Below are 16,164 nucleotides of genomic sequence, written 5' to 3' on the forward strand. Positions count from 1 at the left end.
AAAGCGCCACACGGGCGCCGTACGTTTTCGGTACGGCGCCCTGCTCACGTCGTAGAGTTGCGCGCACGCCCGTCCGCAAGATCGACCGATTACGAGGCTTCCGTGCGCCGACGTTCCCTTCTCCTCGCCGCCGTTCCCGCTGGACTCGTCACGCTCGCCGGATGCGGCGACGACTCGTCCGGGGGCGGCAAGTCCGGCGCGTCGCCGTCGGCCTCGTCGGCGCCTCCGCCGAAGATCGTGGACGGGCCGTTGCCGGCGGTCACCGCGGGCAAGGAGTTCGGGGAGAAGCCGACGGTCGCCAAGGGCACGGGCGACCCGTCGAAGAACCTGGCCGTGCGGACGCTGATCGCGGGCACCGGCCGCACGCTCGTGGAGAACGACTTCGTCCGGGCCGACTACCTGGGCCAGATCTGGGACACGGGGAAGGTCTTCGACAACTCCTACGACCGCAAGCGGCCGCTGGTGATCCAGCTGGCGCAGGGCAGTGTCATCGACGGCTGGCGGTACGCGCTGACCGGCAAGAAGGTGGGCAGCCGCGTCGAGATCGCTGTGCCGCCGAAGTGGGGCTACGGCACCTCGGGCAACGCGCAGGCCGGGATCAAGGGCACGGACACGCTGGTGTTCGTGATCGACGTGCTGGAGTCGTTCAACTCCAAGAGCTCCGTGCACGGCAAGCCGGTCGCCCAGGACCCGGCGCTGCCGAAGGTCGGCACCAACACCGACGGCGAGGTGCCGAAGGTGACCGTGCCGAAGACGGATCCGCCGAAGAAGCTGGTGTCGGCGTACGTGCTGGAGGGCGACGGCCCGAAGGTGACCGCCGACCAGACGATCCTGTGCCAGTTCCAGGGTCTCGTCTGGGACGGCGGGAAGACGTTCCAGCGGACGTACGGCTCGGGCCGGCTCAGCCAGTTCGGCGTGCAGCAGATGGAGCAGGTCGTCAAGGGCCTGGCGCAGGGGCTGACCGGCAAGAAGGTGGGCAGCCGGGTGCTCATCGTGGTGCCGCCGGACCTGGGCTACGGCGACAACCCGCCGAGCGGCGGCGCCGTCAAGAAGGGCTCGACGCTGGTGTTCACGGTGGACATCCTCGCCGCGATGTGACGGCGCCGACGGCGTGCGCCCGGGTGGCGGGCGGAGGGCGGGCGAAGATGAAAGACTGTTCGCGTTTCGTGTCGTACACAAGCAGGAGCCAGTGACGTGAGCATCGACAAGCCGGAGATCGACTTCCCGGACGGGCCGGCGCCGGCAGACCTTGAGATCAAGGACCTCTGGGAGGGCGACGGCGAGGTGGCCGGCCCCGGCGACTTCGTGCGGGTCCACTACGTGGGCGTCGCGTTCTCGACCGGCGAGGAGTTCGACGCCTCCTGGAACCGGGGCACCCCGCTGGAGTTCCAGCTGGGCGTCGGCCAGGTCATCCAGGGCTGGGACAAGGGCGTGCAGGGCATGAAGGTCGGTGGCCGGCGCAAGCTGGTCATCCCCGCGCACCTCGCCTACGGCGACCGCGGCGCCGGCGGTGCCATCGCCCCGGGTGAGACGCTGATCTTCGTCTGCGACCTGATGGGCGTGGCCAAGCGCTGACCGTTCCTGGTCGAAGGAGGGCCCGTGCTGTCCGCATGGGCCCTCTTTGTCTGCTCCGGCTTTTGCCGCCACACCGCGGAGCGGTACGGTCATCGGTCGGAAGCAACAGAGGGAAGGCGAAGGGCGTCGATGGCCATTGCCAAGGCCGAGCGGCTGATGAACCTCGCGCTGTGCCTGCTGGGGACGCGGCGGCCGCTGAGCAAGCGTGAGCTGCGCGAGTCCATTGAGGCCTACGTCGAGGCGTTCAGGCCGGAGCAGGGGGCGGCCGGGAGCGACGACTCCTTCAACCGGATGTTCGAGCGGGACAAGGACGACCTGCGCGAGCTGGGGCTGGTCATCGAGACCGTCGAGAACATCGACGGCGAGGTCGGCTATCTCGCCCGCAGGGACAGCAACCGGCTGCCGCCGATCATCCTCGACGCGGAGGAGGCCGCCGCCCTCGGGCTGGCCGCCAAGGTGTGGCAGCAGGCCCGGCTCGCCGGCGCGGCCAGCGGCGCCCTGCAGAAGCTGCGGGCCGCCGGCCTGCCCGAGGGCGTCGACCCGTACGAGGCCCATGGCGCGCTGGAACCGCGGATCCCCGTCCACGAGACGGCGTTCGAGCCGCTGATGCTGGCCTGCCGGGACCGCCGCCCGGTCGTCTTCGAGTACCGCAAGGCCTCCGCCGCGCATCCCGAACCCCGGCACGTGGAGCCGTGGGCGCTGGAGTGCTGGCGCGGCCACTGGTACCTGGCGGGGTACGACCGGGACCGGGGCGCGGAGCGGGTGTTCCGGCTGTCCCGGATCACCGGCCGCGTGCGCTCGCGGGGCAGCGGCTTCACCGCGCCCGTCCCGGACGTGGTGACGGTCCGGGAGACGGTGGCGGGCTGGGCGGGGGAGATCGCCGACCGCACGGCGCTGATCCGGCTGCGCTCCGGCGCCGGGTACCCCCTTCGGGCGAAGGCCGCCAAGGTGCGGGAACTCGGCGACGGCTGGGACGAGTTGGAGATTCCGTACGGGCACGGGCTGGACGCCTGGCTGGTGGAGTTCGGGCCGGACGTCGTGGTGCTGGAGCCGGCCGAGCTGCGGGCCGACGTGGTGGACCGGCTGCGTGCCGTGGCCAAGGGCTGAGGGGGAGCGAGCAACACTGTGGCAGGCAAACCGGTCAGGCCCGTGAACGCCATCGACCAGACCCGGCGGATGCTGTCCCTGGTGACGTACCTCAGGGAGCGGCCCGGCGCCCGGATCGCGGACGTGGCGCGCGCCTTCGGCATCACCGAGGACGAGCTGGTCTCGGACCTCGATCTGCTGCCCATGTGCGGCACCAGCTTCCGCGGCGGCGACCTGCTGGACATCGACACCGACGGCGAGCGGATCTGGTGGCACAACCCGGCGGCGCTCGGCGAGGAGGCGGCCGAGCCGCTGCGCCTCGCCGCCGACGAGGCGACCGCCCTGCTGGTGGCGGCCCGCGCCGTGGCCACGCTGCCCGGCCTCAGGGAGGGCGACCGGCAGGCCCTGCTGCGGGCCACCGCGAAGGTGGAGACGGCGGCCGGCGAGGCGGCCGGCGCCAGCTCGCGGCTGTCGGTGACCTTCGAATCGGAGGGCGGCGTCTTCGCCGACGTCGACCGCGCGATCTCCGAGCGGCGCCGCCTGTGGATCCGCTACTACTCGCCGGCCCGGGACGAGGTCACCGAGCGCGAGATCGACCCGATCCGCCTGGTCAGCGTCGGACACACCTATGTGGAGGCCTGGTGCCGCCGCTCGGAGGCCCGGCGCACGTTCCGCCTGGACCGGGTCGCGGAGATCAGGATCCTGGACGAGCCGTCCGCGCCGCCCGAGATGGAGCTGCGGGACCTGTCCGAGGCGCTGGTGCAGCCGGCCGCCGAGGACCCGGAGGTCGTCGTCGAGGTCGGCCCCGGCGGCCGGTGGGTCGCCGAGTACTACCCGCACGACAGCGCGGATGAGCTTCCCGACGGCGGGCTGCGTATCACTCTGCGCACCCCCGACCCGGCCTCGCTGCGCCGGCTCGCGCTGCGCCTGGGCCACGACGGACGGATCGTCTCGCCGGCCGAGCTGGCCGGCAGCGCCCGGCAGGCGGCCCGCGAGGCCCTGGCGGCGTACGACACGTCACCGCCGGCGGTGCACGGTGTTCACGACAGGCAGGAGCCAGGGTGTTGAGCGAGTCTCCGGTGTCCGGTGCGGTGTCCGGTGCGCGGGAAATGACGGTGGCGGCCGCCTTCGCCGGGATGCGGAGAGTCGTGCCCGTGGTGTTCCGGGCGGGCTGCCCGGACTGCCGGGGCCGCTTCGAGCTCACCGCGAGCGCCCTGCGCCTGGCCATCGGCGCCAGCAGCCGGACCACGTTCTACTCCTTCACCTGCCCGGACTGCGGCGCGGCCGTCCGCAAGCCGGCGGGGGAGCGGATCGTGGAACTGCTGACCGGCGGCGGCGTCAGGACCCTGCGACTGCACTCGACGGTCTAGGGTCCGTCCGGGCCGATCAGGCCTGGGGCGGCCGGGCGCGCTCGCGCCGGTGTGACCGTCTAGGCTCGGCTCATGTTCTGGCCGATGTTCGCCGTTGCCGTGGGTTTTCTGGGTCTCGCCGTGCTGGGTGCGCTCGCCGTCCGGGTCTTCCTGGAGGCGCGGCGCCTCGGGCAGCAGGTGACGGACTCCGCGCGCCGTATCAGCAGGGCGGCCGAGGACCTGGAGAAGTCGGCGGTGAGCGCGGCCCGGGCCGTGGATTCCCTGTGACGGACCTGGTCAGAGGCCGGTGAGTCCGGGCGTGTGAGCGGTGTGCGTCACTTCGCCCTGTTACGCCGCCCACCGGGCCAGGTACGCTTCAGGTCGCGGCCCGGCGACGAGGCACGGTCCGCAGAGCAGAGTCACGCCCCGGGATTGCCCCGTGTTCACTCCCAGGCGATACGATCGCTGCGAAGCACCAGGTTCGGACACGTGTCCGACCGGTCGGACATGGCCCCGCCGCCCCGCCTCGGTGAGAAGGTGAAGATTTATGTTCCGCAACGGACTTGAGCCGTGGCACATCCTGCTCCTGGTTCTGGTGATCGTCCTCGTGTTCGGCTCGAAGAAGCTCCCGGACATGGCGCGTTCGCTCGGCAAGTCCGCGCGCATCCTCAAGAGCGAGGCGAAGGCGATGAAGGACGACGGCGGCAAGTCCACCGCCTCCTCCGCCCAGCCCGCCGAGGAGCCCTCTGCGGCTCAGCGCACGATCCAGGCCGCGCCCGGCGACGTGACCAGCTCCCGCCCGGTCAACGAGCCGACGGACACGACCCAGCGCTGACGCGAGGACCGGGGCGATCCGGTCCCCAGCACGAGATGAGGATGTGGGTTGCCCAAGTCTGCCCGCAAGAAGGAGAGAGATCCCGAGGGGCGGATGCCGCTCGCGGATCACTTGCGTGAGCTGCGCAACCGGCTCGCGAAGGGTGTCCTGGCGATCCTCGTCGTCACCATCGTGGCGGCGTTCTTCTACAAGGACATCATCGACTTCGTCACCCGGCCCATTCTGGACGAGATCGGCTGTGACCAGTCCTTCGGCGAGCTGGCCAAGTCGAAGAACGTCCACTGCGCGCACATCACGGTCAGCGGCCTGCTGGCTCCGTTCACCCTGGCCCTGAAGGTCGCGCTGACGGCCGGTGTGGTGCTCGCCTCCCCGGTCTGGCTCTACCAGCTCTGGGCGTTCGTCGCGCCGGGCCTGCACCGCAAGGAGAAGAAGTACGCCTACGCCTTCGTCGGCTTCGGCGCCCCTCTCTTCGTCGGCGGCGGATACCTCGCGTTCAACGTGCTGCCCACCACGGCGCGGGTGATGATCGACCTCACGCCGACCGGTGCCGAGAACCTGCTGCCCCTGGACGACCTGCTGGACCTGGTCACCCGCATGATCGTCGTCTTCGGCCTCGCCTTCGAGATGCCGTTGCTGCTGGTCATGCTGAACCTCACCGGCGTCCTGTCCGGCAAGCGGATGCTCGGCTGGTGGCGCGGGATGGTCGTCGGCATCACCGCGTTCGCGGCCATCGCCACGCCCAGCCCCGACCCGATGACCATGCTGGCGCTGGCGTCGCCGATCTGGGCGCTCTTCTTCATCGCCGTGGCCTTCTCGCTGCTCAACGACCGGCGCCGGGCCCGCCGCGACGCCGGGGGACCCGGGGACGACGAGGCGTCCGAGCTGGACCTCACGCCCGACGCCATCGGCGAGGTGGAGTCGGTGACCGCGAGCACGGCCCCCGAACTGCCGGGCAGTGAACGCGTCAACGGCTACGACGACATCACGTGATGTGACGAACGAGGGCTCTCCGTAACCGGAGCGAGCCAGACGCCGGATGCCCCGGCCCGCGAAATCTCCCGGGCCGGGGCATCCGCGTTCCCGCGGCCGCGGATAATGATCGTCCTGTTGTCAGTGCGGCCCGGTACGCTCGAAAGCACGATGACTCAGGACCTCTCACCGGCCGAGCGGTACGCGGCGGCCCGCAGGCGGGCTGCCGAGCAGGCCACCGCGCTCGCGTCCTTCCGCGAGATGTACGACTTCGGTCTCGACCCCTTCCAGATCGAGGCCTGCCAGGCCCTCGAAGCCGGACAGGGTGTGCTCGTGGCCGCGCCCACCGGCTCCGGCAAGACGATCGTGGGCGAGTTCGCCGTCCACCTCGCCCTGGGGCAGGGCAAGAAGTGCTTCTACACGACGCCGATCAAGGCGCTGTCCAACCAGAAGTACGCCGACCTGTGCCGCCGCTACGGCGCGGACAAGGTCGGCCTGCTCACCGGCGACAACAGCGTGAACTCCGGCGCCCCCGTGGTCGTGATGACCACCGAGGTGCTGCGGAACATGCTGTACGCGGGCTCCCAGACCCTCCTCGGCCTCGGCTACGTGGTCATGGACGAGGTGCACTACCTCTCCGACCGGTTCCGCGGCGCCGTCTGGGAAGAGGTGATCATCCACCTGCCCGAGTCGGTCACCCTCGTCTCCCTGTCGGCGACCGTCTCCAACGCCGAGGAGTTCGGCGACTGGCTGGACACCGTCCGCGGCGACACCGCGGTGATCGTCTCCGAGCACCGGCCCGTGCCCCTCTTCCAGCACGTGCTCGCCGGGCGCCGGATGTACGACCTGTTCGAGGAGGGCGAGGGCCACAAGAAGGCCGTCAACCCCGACCTCGCCCGCCTCGCCCGCATGGAGGCGAGCAGGCCGTCGTACCAGGACCGCCGGCGCGGGCGCGCCATGCGCGAGGCCGACCGGGAACGGGAGCGCAGGCAGCGCTCCCGGATCTGGACGCCCGGCCGGCCCGAGGTCATCGAGCGGCTCGACGCCGAGGGCCTGCTGCCCGCCATCACCTTCATCTTCAGCCGCGCCGCCTGCGAGTCCGCCGTCCAGCAGTGCCTGTACGCCGGGCTCCGGCTCAACGACGAGGAGGCCCGGGAACAGGTCCGCACCCTCGTCGAGGAGCGCACCGCCGCCATCCCCACCGAGGACCTGCACGTCCTCGGCTACTACGAGTGGCTGGAGGGCCTGGAGCGGGGCATCGCCGCCCACCACGCGGGCATGCTGCCGACCTTCAAGGAGGTCGTCGAGGAACTGTTCGTACGCGGCCTGGTGAAGGCCGTGTTCGCCACCGAGACCCTCGCCCTCGGCATCAACATGCCCGCCCGCTCGGTAGTGCTGGAGAAGCTCGTCAAGTGGAACGGCGAGCAGCACGCCGACATCACCCCCGGCGAGTACACCCAGCTCACCGGCCGGGCCGGCCGGCGCGGCATCGACGTCGAGGGCCACGCCGTCGTGCTGTGGCAGCGCGGCATGAGCCCCGAGCACCTCGCCGGACTCGCGGGCACCCGCACCTATCCGCTGCGCTCCAGCTTCAAGCCGTCGTACAACATGGCGGTCAACCTGGTCGAGCAGTTCGGCCGGCACCGCTCGCGCGAACTGCTGGAGACCTCATTCGCCCAGTTCCAGGCCGACAAGTCGGTCGTCGGGATCTCCCGGCAGGTGCAGCGCAACGAGGAGGGACTGGAGGGCTACAAGGCCTCCATGACCTGCCACCTCGGCGACTTCGAGGAGTACGCGCGGCTGCGCCGCGAACTGAAGGACCGCGAGACCGAACTGGCCCGCCAGGGCGCCAGCCAGCGGCGCGCCGAGGCCGCCGTCGCCCTGGAGAAGCTCAAGCCCGGGGACATCATCCACGTGCCCACCGGCAAGTACGCGGGCCTGGCGCTGGTCCTGGACCCGGGGCTGCCCGCCGGGCGCTCCAATGGCCACCGCGGCTTCGACCACCACGACGGCCCGCGCCCCCTGGTGCTGACCGCCGAACGGCAGGTCAAGCGGCTGGCGTCGATGGACTTCCCGGTGCCGGTCGAACCGCTGGACCGGATGCGCATCCCGAAGTCGTTCAACCCGCGCTCCCCGCAGTCCCGCCGCGACCTCGCCTCGGCGCTGCGCAGCAAGGCCGGCCACATCCCGCCCGAGCGAGCCCGCAAGAAGCGCTCGCAGGCCGCCGACGACCGCGAGATCGCCCGGCTGCGCACGGCGATCCGCGCCCACCCCTGCCACGGCTGCGACGACCGCGAGGACCACGCCCGTTGGGCCGAGCGCTACCACCGGCTGCTGCGGGACACCTCGCAGCTGGAGCGCCGCATCGAGGGCCGCACGAACACCATCGCGCGGACCTTCGACCGGATCGTGGCCCTGCTGACCGAACTGGACTACCTGCGCGCCGACGAGGTCACCGAGCACGGCAGGCGGCTGGCCCGGCTCTACGGCGAACTCGACCTGCTGGCCAGCGAGTGCCTGCGCGAAGGCGTCTGGGAAGGACTCGGCCCCGCGGAACTCGCCGCCTGCGTCTCGGCGCTGGTGTACGAGGCGCGGGTCAGCGACGACGCGATGGCGCCGAAGCTGCCGTCGGGCAAGGCGAAGGCCGCGCTGGGCGAGATGGTGCGGATCTGGGGCCGGCTGGACGCGCTGGAGGAGGACTTCCGGATCAACCAGACGGAGGGGGTCGGGCAGCGCGAGCCGGACCTCGGCTTCGCCTGGGCCGCGTACATGTGGGCCTCGGGGAAGGGGCTCGACGAGGTGCTGCGCGAGGTGGAGATGCCCGCGGGGGACTTTGTGCGGTGGTGCAAGCAGGTCATTGACGTCTTGGGCCAAGTCTCTGCGGCTTCTCCTGTGGAGGGCTCTACCGTTGCTCGTGCGGCGCGTAAGGCTGTTGATCAGTTGCTGCGGGGTGTGGTCGCCTACTCGTCGGTGGGGTGAGCCCCGCCTCGCGGGTGCGGGTGGACTGTGGCTTGTCGCGCAGTTCCCCGCGCCCCTTCGGGGCGCGGTGCTGCACCCCTGTTCACTCGTCACGGTGAGTTGCATTCGTGCGCCTATCGGCGGCTACTCCGCGTGTTCGAATAAGTGCCCTGCGTGTAAATGGAGTTGAGCGTACTCCTGGTGTGTGGGGGATTTCAGGTGCTTGCCGAATATGACACGGCGATGATCCGGTCGGACTAAGCTCGCCCGCGGCGCACCGAGTTGAGGTGGTTCGTGCGCCTGTTCCCATACACGCAGTTGATCCCGACAGTTCCATGAACCTTCCCCTCGAAAGCTCCCCCGACACCCAGCCGATTCGTCTCAGAAGGCATCCATGGTGAGTGTTCAGAAGCCGCCCGGTCGCCGTGAACGTCCCTATGCACGTGTGCTGTTGCCGCCGGCCATAGTGATGGCCGGCGCGAGCGGCGGCGCCGCCGCCCTGGTGGCGCCCGCGGCCCGGGTCGCCGTCGGCGTGTGCGGGGCCGTCGCCACGGTGCTGGTGCTGCTCACGGCGTACGAGGTCGTCCGACGCGGACGCAGACTCCGGGAGGCACAGGCCGAGCACGCCCGTCACACCGCGTATCTGGAGCGCCGCCTCGCCGCCCACGACGAGGAGATCGTCCGCCTCGGCACCGAGATCCTGCCCACCGCCGTCGGCTGGCTGCGCGGCGGCGAATCGGTGCGCGGCGCCATGCACCGCGTCTTCGAACTCGACCCCGAACTGCGCCACGTCCCCGAGTCGCAGCGCGAACTCGTCCGCCGTGCCGTACGCGAGGTCGACCAGGAGATCTCCATGCGCGACGCCACGGAGCGGTCCTTCGTGAGCGTCGCCCGGCGCGTCCAGGCCATCGTCCACCAGCAGGCCCACGAACTCCGGGAAATGGAGGAGGACCACGGCCGCAACCCCGAGGTCTTCGACGACCTCCTGCGCATCGACCACGGCACCGCCCTGATCGGCCGCCTCGCCGACACCATCACCGTCCTCGGCGGCGGCCGCCCCGGCCGGCAGTGGCCCCTGCCCGTCTCGCTCTACAGCGTGCTGCGCGGCGCCATGTCCCGGATCCTGGAGTACAAGCGCATCGAGCTGAACTCCATCGTCCACATGAACATCAAGGGCACCTGCGTCGAGCCGATCCTGCACGCCCTGGCCGAACTGCTCGACAACGCCACCCGCTACTCGCCGCCGCAGACCAAGGTCCACGTCACCGCGACCGAGGTGCAGACCGGTGTCGCCATCGAGATCGAGGACGCCGGCGTCAGCCTGAACGAGGAGTCACGCGCCAGGATCGAGGGCGCCCTGGAGGCGGCCAAGGCAGGCAACGACACCCAGAACCTGGGGGAGAACCCCCGCCTCGGCCTCGCCGTCGTCGGCCGCCTCTGCTCCGCCTACGACATGGAGGTCGCCCTGCGCGCCTCCGCCTACGGCGGCGTCCGCGCCATCCTCGTCGTACCCCGCGTGATGACGACCACCGAACCCGGTGTCGGCGTCGCCCACGGCATCGGCGCCACCGGCGTGCCCCAGCCCGAACTCGGCGCCGTCGAGGGCCCGAAGCGCCCGCCCAAGAAGCGCCGCCCCACCAGCCCCCGCATCCCCGCCGGGATCTCCATGGAGGACGACGTTCCCGAGGTCACCGAGTGGACGGCGGGCGGGCTGCCGCAGCGCCGCAGCCGGGTCAAGACCTCCTACACCCAGCGGGTCGCCGAACAGGCCGCCATCGACCGCGCCGAGCGGGAGGGCAGGCCCACCATCTGGTCGCAGACCACACGCGAGCCGGAACCCGACCCGGAGATGGACCCCGAGCTGAAGAAGCTGAGGGAACGGCCGCCCGGCATGTGGATGGAGGACTTCTGGAACGGCCTGAGGAAGGGCATGCCCGAGGACGCCACGGCCTCCGAACTGACCGACTTCACGCTGAACCCGACCAAGTACCTGCACCTGATCGACGACGCGGCCGACCCCACCATGGCCGACGACGAGGGGGACCTCAAGTGATCCAGCAGCGAGGCAACTTCGACTGGCTGCTCAAGCAGCTCAACGACGGAGTCCCGGGCATCGAGATGATCGTGGTCCTCTCCGCCGACGGACTGCGCATCGCCCGCTACGGCGGCGACCCCGACGCCGCCGACCGGGTGGCCGCCGCCTGCGCCGGCGTACAGAGCCTGGCCGGCGCCATCATCCAGGAGATCCCCGGCGCCGGCGACATGAAGGTCGTCGTCATCGAGATCGAGGGCGGCTACTTCTACCTCATGAACGCCGGCGCCAACGCCTACCTCGCCGTGCTCGCCGACGTGACCTGCGAACCGGGCCGGATGAGCAGCATGATGCGCGACCTCGTCGTCCGGATCGGCGCCCATCTCACCAGTCCGCCCCGGAGGAACGGGCAGACCGTATGACCGCTCCACGACGCAAACGGCGCCAACCCACACCGTTGCCGCCGCCCCCGCCGGCGCCGCCCCCCGAACCGGCGGACGGCGAGGGGGACGGCGAGGGCGGCAAGGATCTCGAACGGCTGTACATCATCGCCGGATCCGGCGACGGCGGACGGGCCGAACTGGACCTGGTGACCCTGATCGTCGCGCGGTCCGCGCCCCCGCCGTCCGCCGGCCCCGAGCAGACCGCGCTGCTCCGGCTCTGTACCGCCCCCCTGTCCGTCGCCGAGCTCTCGGCCTATCTGAAGCTGCCGTTCAGCGCGATGACCGTACTGATCACCGAGCTGATCACGGCCGAACTGGTGCAGGCGCGCGCCCCGATCATCCGGCGGGCGGTCGCCGACCGATCCCTTCTCGAAGCGGTGATGCATGGACTTCAACGGCTCTGACACCCTCCCCGGCCCACGCACCGAGGACCATCTGCCGCAGACGGCGCAGACCGCGGTGAAACTCGTGATCGTGGGCGGCTTCGGCGTCGGCAAGACCACCATGGTCGGGTCGGTCAGCGAGATCAGGCCGCTGACCACCGAGGAGACCATGACCCAGGCCGGTATCGGCATCGACGACAACTACGGCTCCGACACGAAGACGGCCACCACCGTGGCCATGGACTTCGGGCGCATCAGCATCACCGAGAAGCTGGTGCTCTACCTCTTCGGCACCCCCGGCCAGGAGCGCTTCTGGTTCCTGTGGAACGGGCTGTTCGAGGGCGCGCTCGGCGCGGTCGTCCTCGTCGACACCCGGCGCCTGGAAGTCAGCTTCGACGTCATGGGCCGGCTGGAGGAACGCGGCGTGCCCTTCGTCGTCGCCGTCAACTCCTTCCCCGACGGGCCCCGTTACCCGCTGGACGAGCTGCGCACCGCGCTCGACCTGGCCGCCGACATCCCGATCGTCGAGTGCGACGTACGGCGCCGGGCCTCCAGCAAGGACGTGCTGATGACCCTGATGCGCTTCCTGCACTCCCTCGCCATGAGCGGCGCCCTCACCTGACCCGCATCCTCCCCCACCCATCGCTTCCGGAGCGACCACTGTGACGCCAGAACACCGCCCCCTCACCGGCACCCACGACACCGCCCCGATCCCGGCCCCGGCACCGCCGCCCGGCTGCCCGGCACACGGCCAGGGCCCCGGGGGACTGCACCGGCTCTACGGCGCCGACGCCGACGATCTCGGCGATCTCTACGAGCGGCTGCGGGAGGAGCACGGCACCGTGGCGCCCGTGCTGCTGCACGACGACGTACCGATGTGGGTGGTCCTCGGGCACGCCGAGAACCTGGACCTGGTGCGCAGCCCCTCGGTGTTCACGCGGGACAGCCGCATCTGGACGCCGCTGCTGGACGGCATGGTCAAGCCCGACCACCCGCTCATGCCGCACATCGCCTGGCAGCCCATCTGCTCGCACGCCGAGGGCGACGAGCACCAGCGGCTGCGGGCGGCCGTCACCGGCGCCATGTCGACCATCGACCACCGGGGCATGCGGCGCAGCATCGGCCGGTCCACCCAGGCCCTCGTCAACAGCTTCTGCGAGCGGGGCCGCGCCGAGCTGGTCTCCCAGTTCGCCGAGCACCTGCCGATGGCCGTGATGTGCGAGATCCTCGGCATGCCCGAGGAGTACAACGACCGGATGGTGCAGGCCGCCCGTGACGCGCTCAAGGGCAGCGAGACCGCGCTGCAGAGCCACGCCTACGTCATGGACGCGCTGAGCCGGCTCACCACCCGGCGCCGGACCCGGCCCGAGGACGACTTCACCAGCTACCTGGTCACGCACCCGGCGGGGCTGAGCGACGACGAGGTGCGGGAGCACCTGCGGGTCGTGCTGTTCGCGGCCTACGAGGCGACCACCAACCTCCTCGCCAACGCGCTGCGGATGGTCCTCACCGAGCCGGGCTTCCGCGCCCAGCTCAACGGCGGGCAGATGACCGTGCCGGAGGCCATCGAGCAGTCCCTGTGGGACGAGCCGCCGTTCAGCACGGTCTTCGGGTACTTCGCCAAGCAGGACACCGAGCTGGGCGGGCAGCGCATCCGCAAGGGGGACGGGCTGCTGTTCGCGCCGGCCCCCGGCAACGTCGACCCCCGGGTACGGCCCGACCTGTCGGCCGGGATGCAGGGCAACCGCTCCCACCTGTCCTTCGGCGGCGGCCCGCACGAGTGCCCCGGCCAGGACATCGGCCGCGCCATCGCCGACGTCGGCGTGGACGCGCTGCTGATGCGGCTCCCGGACGTCCATCTGGACTGCCTGGAGGAGGACTTGGAGTGGCGGTCCTCCATCGCCTCCCGGCACCTGGTGGCGCTGCCGGTCCGCTTCGAGCCGAAGCCGCAGCAGGACGTCTCCCGCCCCCCGAGCGCCTCCCCCCTCCAGCCCCCCCGCCCCACCTGGCACATCGGCACCCTCCCCGCAGACCAGCCACCCACCCCCGTCGCCCCGCCGCCCCACCTCCCCCCCACCCCCGAACCCGTCACACAACCGTCCCCGCCCACCCCCCGCCAGGGCATGTGGCGCCGCCTGCTGCGGTGGTGGCGGGGCGAGTAACGGACACCGGCTCGGGACGCCGGGGGCAAGGGGCGCACACCCGGGCCAGCCCGCGTTGCCGGCGTCCGTGCCGAGGAGGGGCTTGCCAGCCTGGGCAGGCCCTACGGGTTGCCGGGCCTTCGGGCCTGGCGGACCGCCGCCCGTCGTCTTGAACGGGCTCGGGGGACGGCGGGCCGACCGTCGGCCTGAGCGGGCCTGCGGCTACCGGGCCCCCGGTCTGGGCACACCCAGCTGGGCAGCTGGGATGCGGGCTGGGGCGTTCGCCCGTTTGAGTGGGGCCACGGGCTATCGGACTTCGGGTCGGCGGGCTGTCCGCCAGTCTGAGCAAGCCGGCGGCCCACCGCGCTGTCCGCTGGCCGGGCAGACGCTGCGGGCTGTCGGGCTTCAGGGCGTGACCCGTTCGCCGGGCTGAGCAGGCCGCGGGCTACCCGGTCGGCCTCGGCTCACCCCCTCCACTCCTCCGGTGAGGCCCAGGCCTGGAGTGTGCGGGTGCTGGTGAAGTGGTGGGGGCGGCCGGTGATCGGGTCGGTGAACTGCAGGGTGCGGGCGAGGAGTTGGAGGGGGCGGCGGAAGTCGTCGGGCGGGACGGGTGGGGCGACCTCGGGGTAGAGGGGGTCGCCGAGGATGGGGATGCCGAGCGAGTTGAGATGGACCCGGAGCTGATGGGTCTGGCCGGTCTCCGGGACCAGGCGGTAGCGGCCCAGCCCGTCGCGGTGCCCGGCCGGTGTCACGTGCGTCAGCGCGTTCGGCTCACCCGGCACCTCCCGCGCGGCCAGCACCCCCCGCTCCTTCACGATCCGGCTGCGCACGGTCCGGGGCAGGCCGAGCGAGGGGTCGTACGGCGCGACGGCCTCGTACTCCTTGCGCACCGCCCGGTCCCGGAACAGCGTCTGGTACGCGCCGCGTTCCTCGGGCCGCACGGTGAACAGCACCAGCCCGGCGGTGAGCCGGTCCAGTCGGTGTGCCGCGCCCAGTGCCGGAAGGCCCAGTTCGTGCCGCAGCCGGGCCAGCGCGGTCTGGGTGACATGGGAGCCGCGCGGGGTCGTGGCGAGGAAGTGCGGCTTGTCGGCCACCACGATGTGCTCGTCCTGGTAGACCACGCGGACCGGGAACGGCACCGGTACCTCCGCGGGCAGCTCCCGGTGGAACCACACGAACGCGCCCGGCTCGTACGGCGCGTCCGGTGCCACCGGCCGCCCGTCGGCCGCCACGATACGCCCCGCCGCGAACAGGGCCTCCACCGCGCCAGGCCCGGCCCCGGTCAGCCGTTCCACCAGATGCTCCCGCACGGTGGCCCAGGCCCCGTCGGCCGGCAGCCGTACCCGCACGGCGTCGACCCCGTGCCGCTGGGGGAGCGGCGAGGGCGGTGGCGGCGTACGGCGTCTCATCGCGGTCCAGCGTACGGCCCGGAAACCGGCCTGCCCCTGCGCGGACGACCTCACGCGGCCGCCGTCGCGCCCTCCTGCTCCTGCTCGATGCGGGCGTTCCACTCCCGCTTGGACGCCTGCCAGCCGTCCTCGTTGTGGCCGAGGCGCCAGTAGCCGGAGATGGAGAGGTCCTCGCGCGGGATCCCGCGCTCGACGCGGAGCAGGCGGCGCAGTTCCTTGACGAAGCCGGCCTCGCCGTGGACGAACGCCTGCGGGCGGCCCTGCGGGAAGTGCAGGGACCGTACGGCCGCGAGCAGGGCCTCGCCTACCGGGCGCTCGCCGCGGTGCAGCCAGACGACGTCCACGTCGGAGTCGATCTTCTGCTCCTCCTCGGGGCCGGACACCTCCACGAAGGCGTGCGCGCGGGCGCCGGGCGGCAGGGTCTCCAGGGCGCGGGCGATGGCGGGCAGCGCGCTCTCGTCACCGGCGAGCAGATGCCAGTCGGCGGCGGGATCGGGGGCGTAGGCGCCGCCGGGACCCATGAAGCGGACCGTTTCTCCGGGCTGCACGCGGCCCGCCCAGGGGCCGGCCAGCCCCTCGTCGCCGTGCACCACGAAGTCCAGGGTGAGCTCACGCTGTTCGGGGTCCCACGCACGCACCGTGTACGTCCGCGTGACGGGCCACTGCTCGCGCGGGAACTCGGCGCGGATCCCCTCCAGGTCGAAGGGTTCCGGGTAGGTGACGCCCGCCGGGCCGAACAGCAGCTTCACATAGTGGTCGGTGCAGGTGTCCGCCGCGAAACCGGCCAGCCCCTCACCGCCGAGCACCACGCGCCGCATGTGCGGGGTCAGCCGCTCGGTGCGCACCACTCGGGCAGTATGGGTCTTGCGCGGCTTTCGTCCCGGACGCTCTGCCATCACGACCTCCTGCAAGAATTGGTTAGGTTTACCTAAGTTACCATCCGCTTCCAGAGGACACCTCGTGCTCGGCGGGCCCGGGGCGCCG

The 16,164-nt window shown here is 71.6% G+C and carries 16 protein-coding genes; 14 read left to right on the top strand and 2 right to left on the bottom strand.

The window, feature by feature from the left end; all coding sequences use genetic code 11:
- Positions 1-102 precede the first annotated feature (102 nt).
- The 14 genes from DBP14_RS28895 (at position 103) to DBP14_RS28960 (ending at position 13,792) form a co-directional block, all read left to right on the top strand.
- Positions 103-1,098, top strand: a complete 996-nt coding sequence (locus DBP14_RS28895; protein ID WP_129310036.1) for an FKBP-type peptidyl-prolyl cis-trans isomerase — start codon at positions 103-105, stop codon at positions 1,096-1,098.
- Between the two features lie 96 nt (positions 1,099-1,194).
- Complete coding sequence (locus DBP14_RS28900) at positions 1,195-1,575, top strand: FKBP-type peptidyl-prolyl cis-trans isomerase (protein WP_129310038.1); 381 nt, start codon at positions 1,195-1,197, stop codon at positions 1,573-1,575.
- Between the two features lie 129 nt (positions 1,576-1,704).
- Entirely contained in the window at positions 1,705-2,682 is a 978-nt protein-coding gene (locus tag DBP14_RS28905) for a WYL domain-containing protein (RefSeq protein ID WP_129310040.1), read from the top strand.
- A gap of 18 nt (positions 2,683-2,700) precedes the next feature.
- Entirely contained in the window at positions 2,701-3,729 is a 1,029-nt protein-coding gene (locus DBP14_RS28910; protein WP_129310042.1) for a WYL domain-containing protein, read from the top strand.
- 41 nt (positions 3,730-3,770) lie between these two features.
- Complete coding sequence (locus DBP14_RS28915) at positions 3,771-4,031, top strand: hypothetical protein (protein WP_129312140.1); 261 nt, start codon at positions 3,771-3,773, stop codon at positions 4,029-4,031.
- A 72-nt stretch (positions 4,032-4,103) separates the two neighbouring features.
- A complete protein-coding gene (locus DBP14_RS28920; RefSeq protein WP_129310044.1) occupies positions 4,104-4,298 on the top strand; it encodes a hypothetical protein in 195 nt (64 codons plus the stop codon).
- A gap of 259 nt (positions 4,299-4,557) precedes the next feature.
- The gene (gene tatA / locus DBP14_RS28925; protein ID WP_129310046.1) at positions 4,558-4,845 is read left to right on the top strand and encodes a Sec-independent protein translocase subunit TatA; all 288 of its coding nucleotides are present in this window, start codon (positions 4,558-4,560) and stop codon (positions 4,843-4,845) included.
- 48 nt (positions 4,846-4,893) lie between these two features.
- The gene (tatC, locus tag DBP14_RS28930) at positions 4,894-5,835 is read left to right on the top strand and encodes a twin-arginine translocase subunit TatC (RefSeq protein ID WP_206739374.1); all 942 of its coding nucleotides are present in this window, start codon (positions 4,894-4,896) and stop codon (positions 5,833-5,835) included.
- 105 nt (positions 5,836-5,940) lie between these two features.
- Complete coding sequence (locus DBP14_RS28935) at positions 5,941-8,793, top strand: DEAD/DEAH box helicase (RefSeq protein WP_129310048.1); 2,853 nt, start codon at positions 5,941-5,943, stop codon at positions 8,791-8,793.
- A 373-nt stretch (positions 8,794-9,166) separates the two neighbouring features.
- Entirely contained in the window at positions 9,167-10,825 is a 1,659-nt protein-coding gene (locus DBP14_RS28940; RefSeq protein WP_129310050.1) for an ATP-binding protein, read from the top strand.
- Complete coding sequence (locus DBP14_RS28945; protein WP_129310052.1) at positions 10,822-11,226, top strand: roadblock/LC7 domain-containing protein; 405 nt, start codon at positions 10,822-10,824, stop codon at positions 11,224-11,226. Before DBP14_RS28940 ends, DBP14_RS28945 begins: the two co-directional genes overlap by 4 nt.
- Positions 11,223-11,651 (top strand): DUF742 domain-containing protein, encoded by a 429-nt coding sequence (locus DBP14_RS28950; protein ID WP_129310054.1) that lies wholly within the window; start codon positions 11,223-11,225, stop codon positions 11,649-11,651. The genes DBP14_RS28945 and DBP14_RS28950 overlap by 4 nt, the downstream gene beginning before the upstream one ends.
- Positions 11,632-12,252: an ATP/GTP-binding protein gene (locus DBP14_RS28955; protein WP_129310056.1), complete on the top strand. Its 621-nt coding sequence runs from the start codon at positions 11,632-11,634 to the stop codon at positions 12,250-12,252. The genes DBP14_RS28950 and DBP14_RS28955 overlap by 20 nt, the downstream gene beginning before the upstream one ends.
- Positions 12,253-12,292: 40 nt before the next feature.
- Entirely contained in the window at positions 12,293-13,792 is a 1,500-nt protein-coding gene (locus tag DBP14_RS28960) for a cytochrome P450 (protein WP_129310058.1), read from the top strand.
- Positions 13,793-14,235: 443 nt separating this feature from the next.
- Here DBP14_RS28960 and DBP14_RS28965 read toward each other — a convergent pair whose 3' ends face one another.
- On the bottom strand, positions 14,236-15,180 hold the full coding sequence (locus tag DBP14_RS28965) for an RluA family pseudouridine synthase (protein WP_129310059.1): 945 nt from the start codon (positions 15,178-15,180) through the stop codon (positions 14,236-14,238).
- A 50-nt stretch (positions 15,181-15,230) separates the two neighbouring features.
- Positions 15,231-16,076, bottom strand: a complete 846-nt coding sequence (locus DBP14_RS28970; RefSeq protein WP_129310061.1) for a siderophore-interacting protein — start codon at positions 16,074-16,076, stop codon at positions 15,231-15,233.
- Positions 16,077-16,164 lie beyond the last annotated feature (88 nt).

Origin of the sequence: Streptomyces sp. L2, assembly GCF_004124325.1 — a bacterium.
GTDB lineage: Bacteria > Actinomycetota > Actinomycetes > Streptomycetales > Streptomycetaceae > Streptomyces.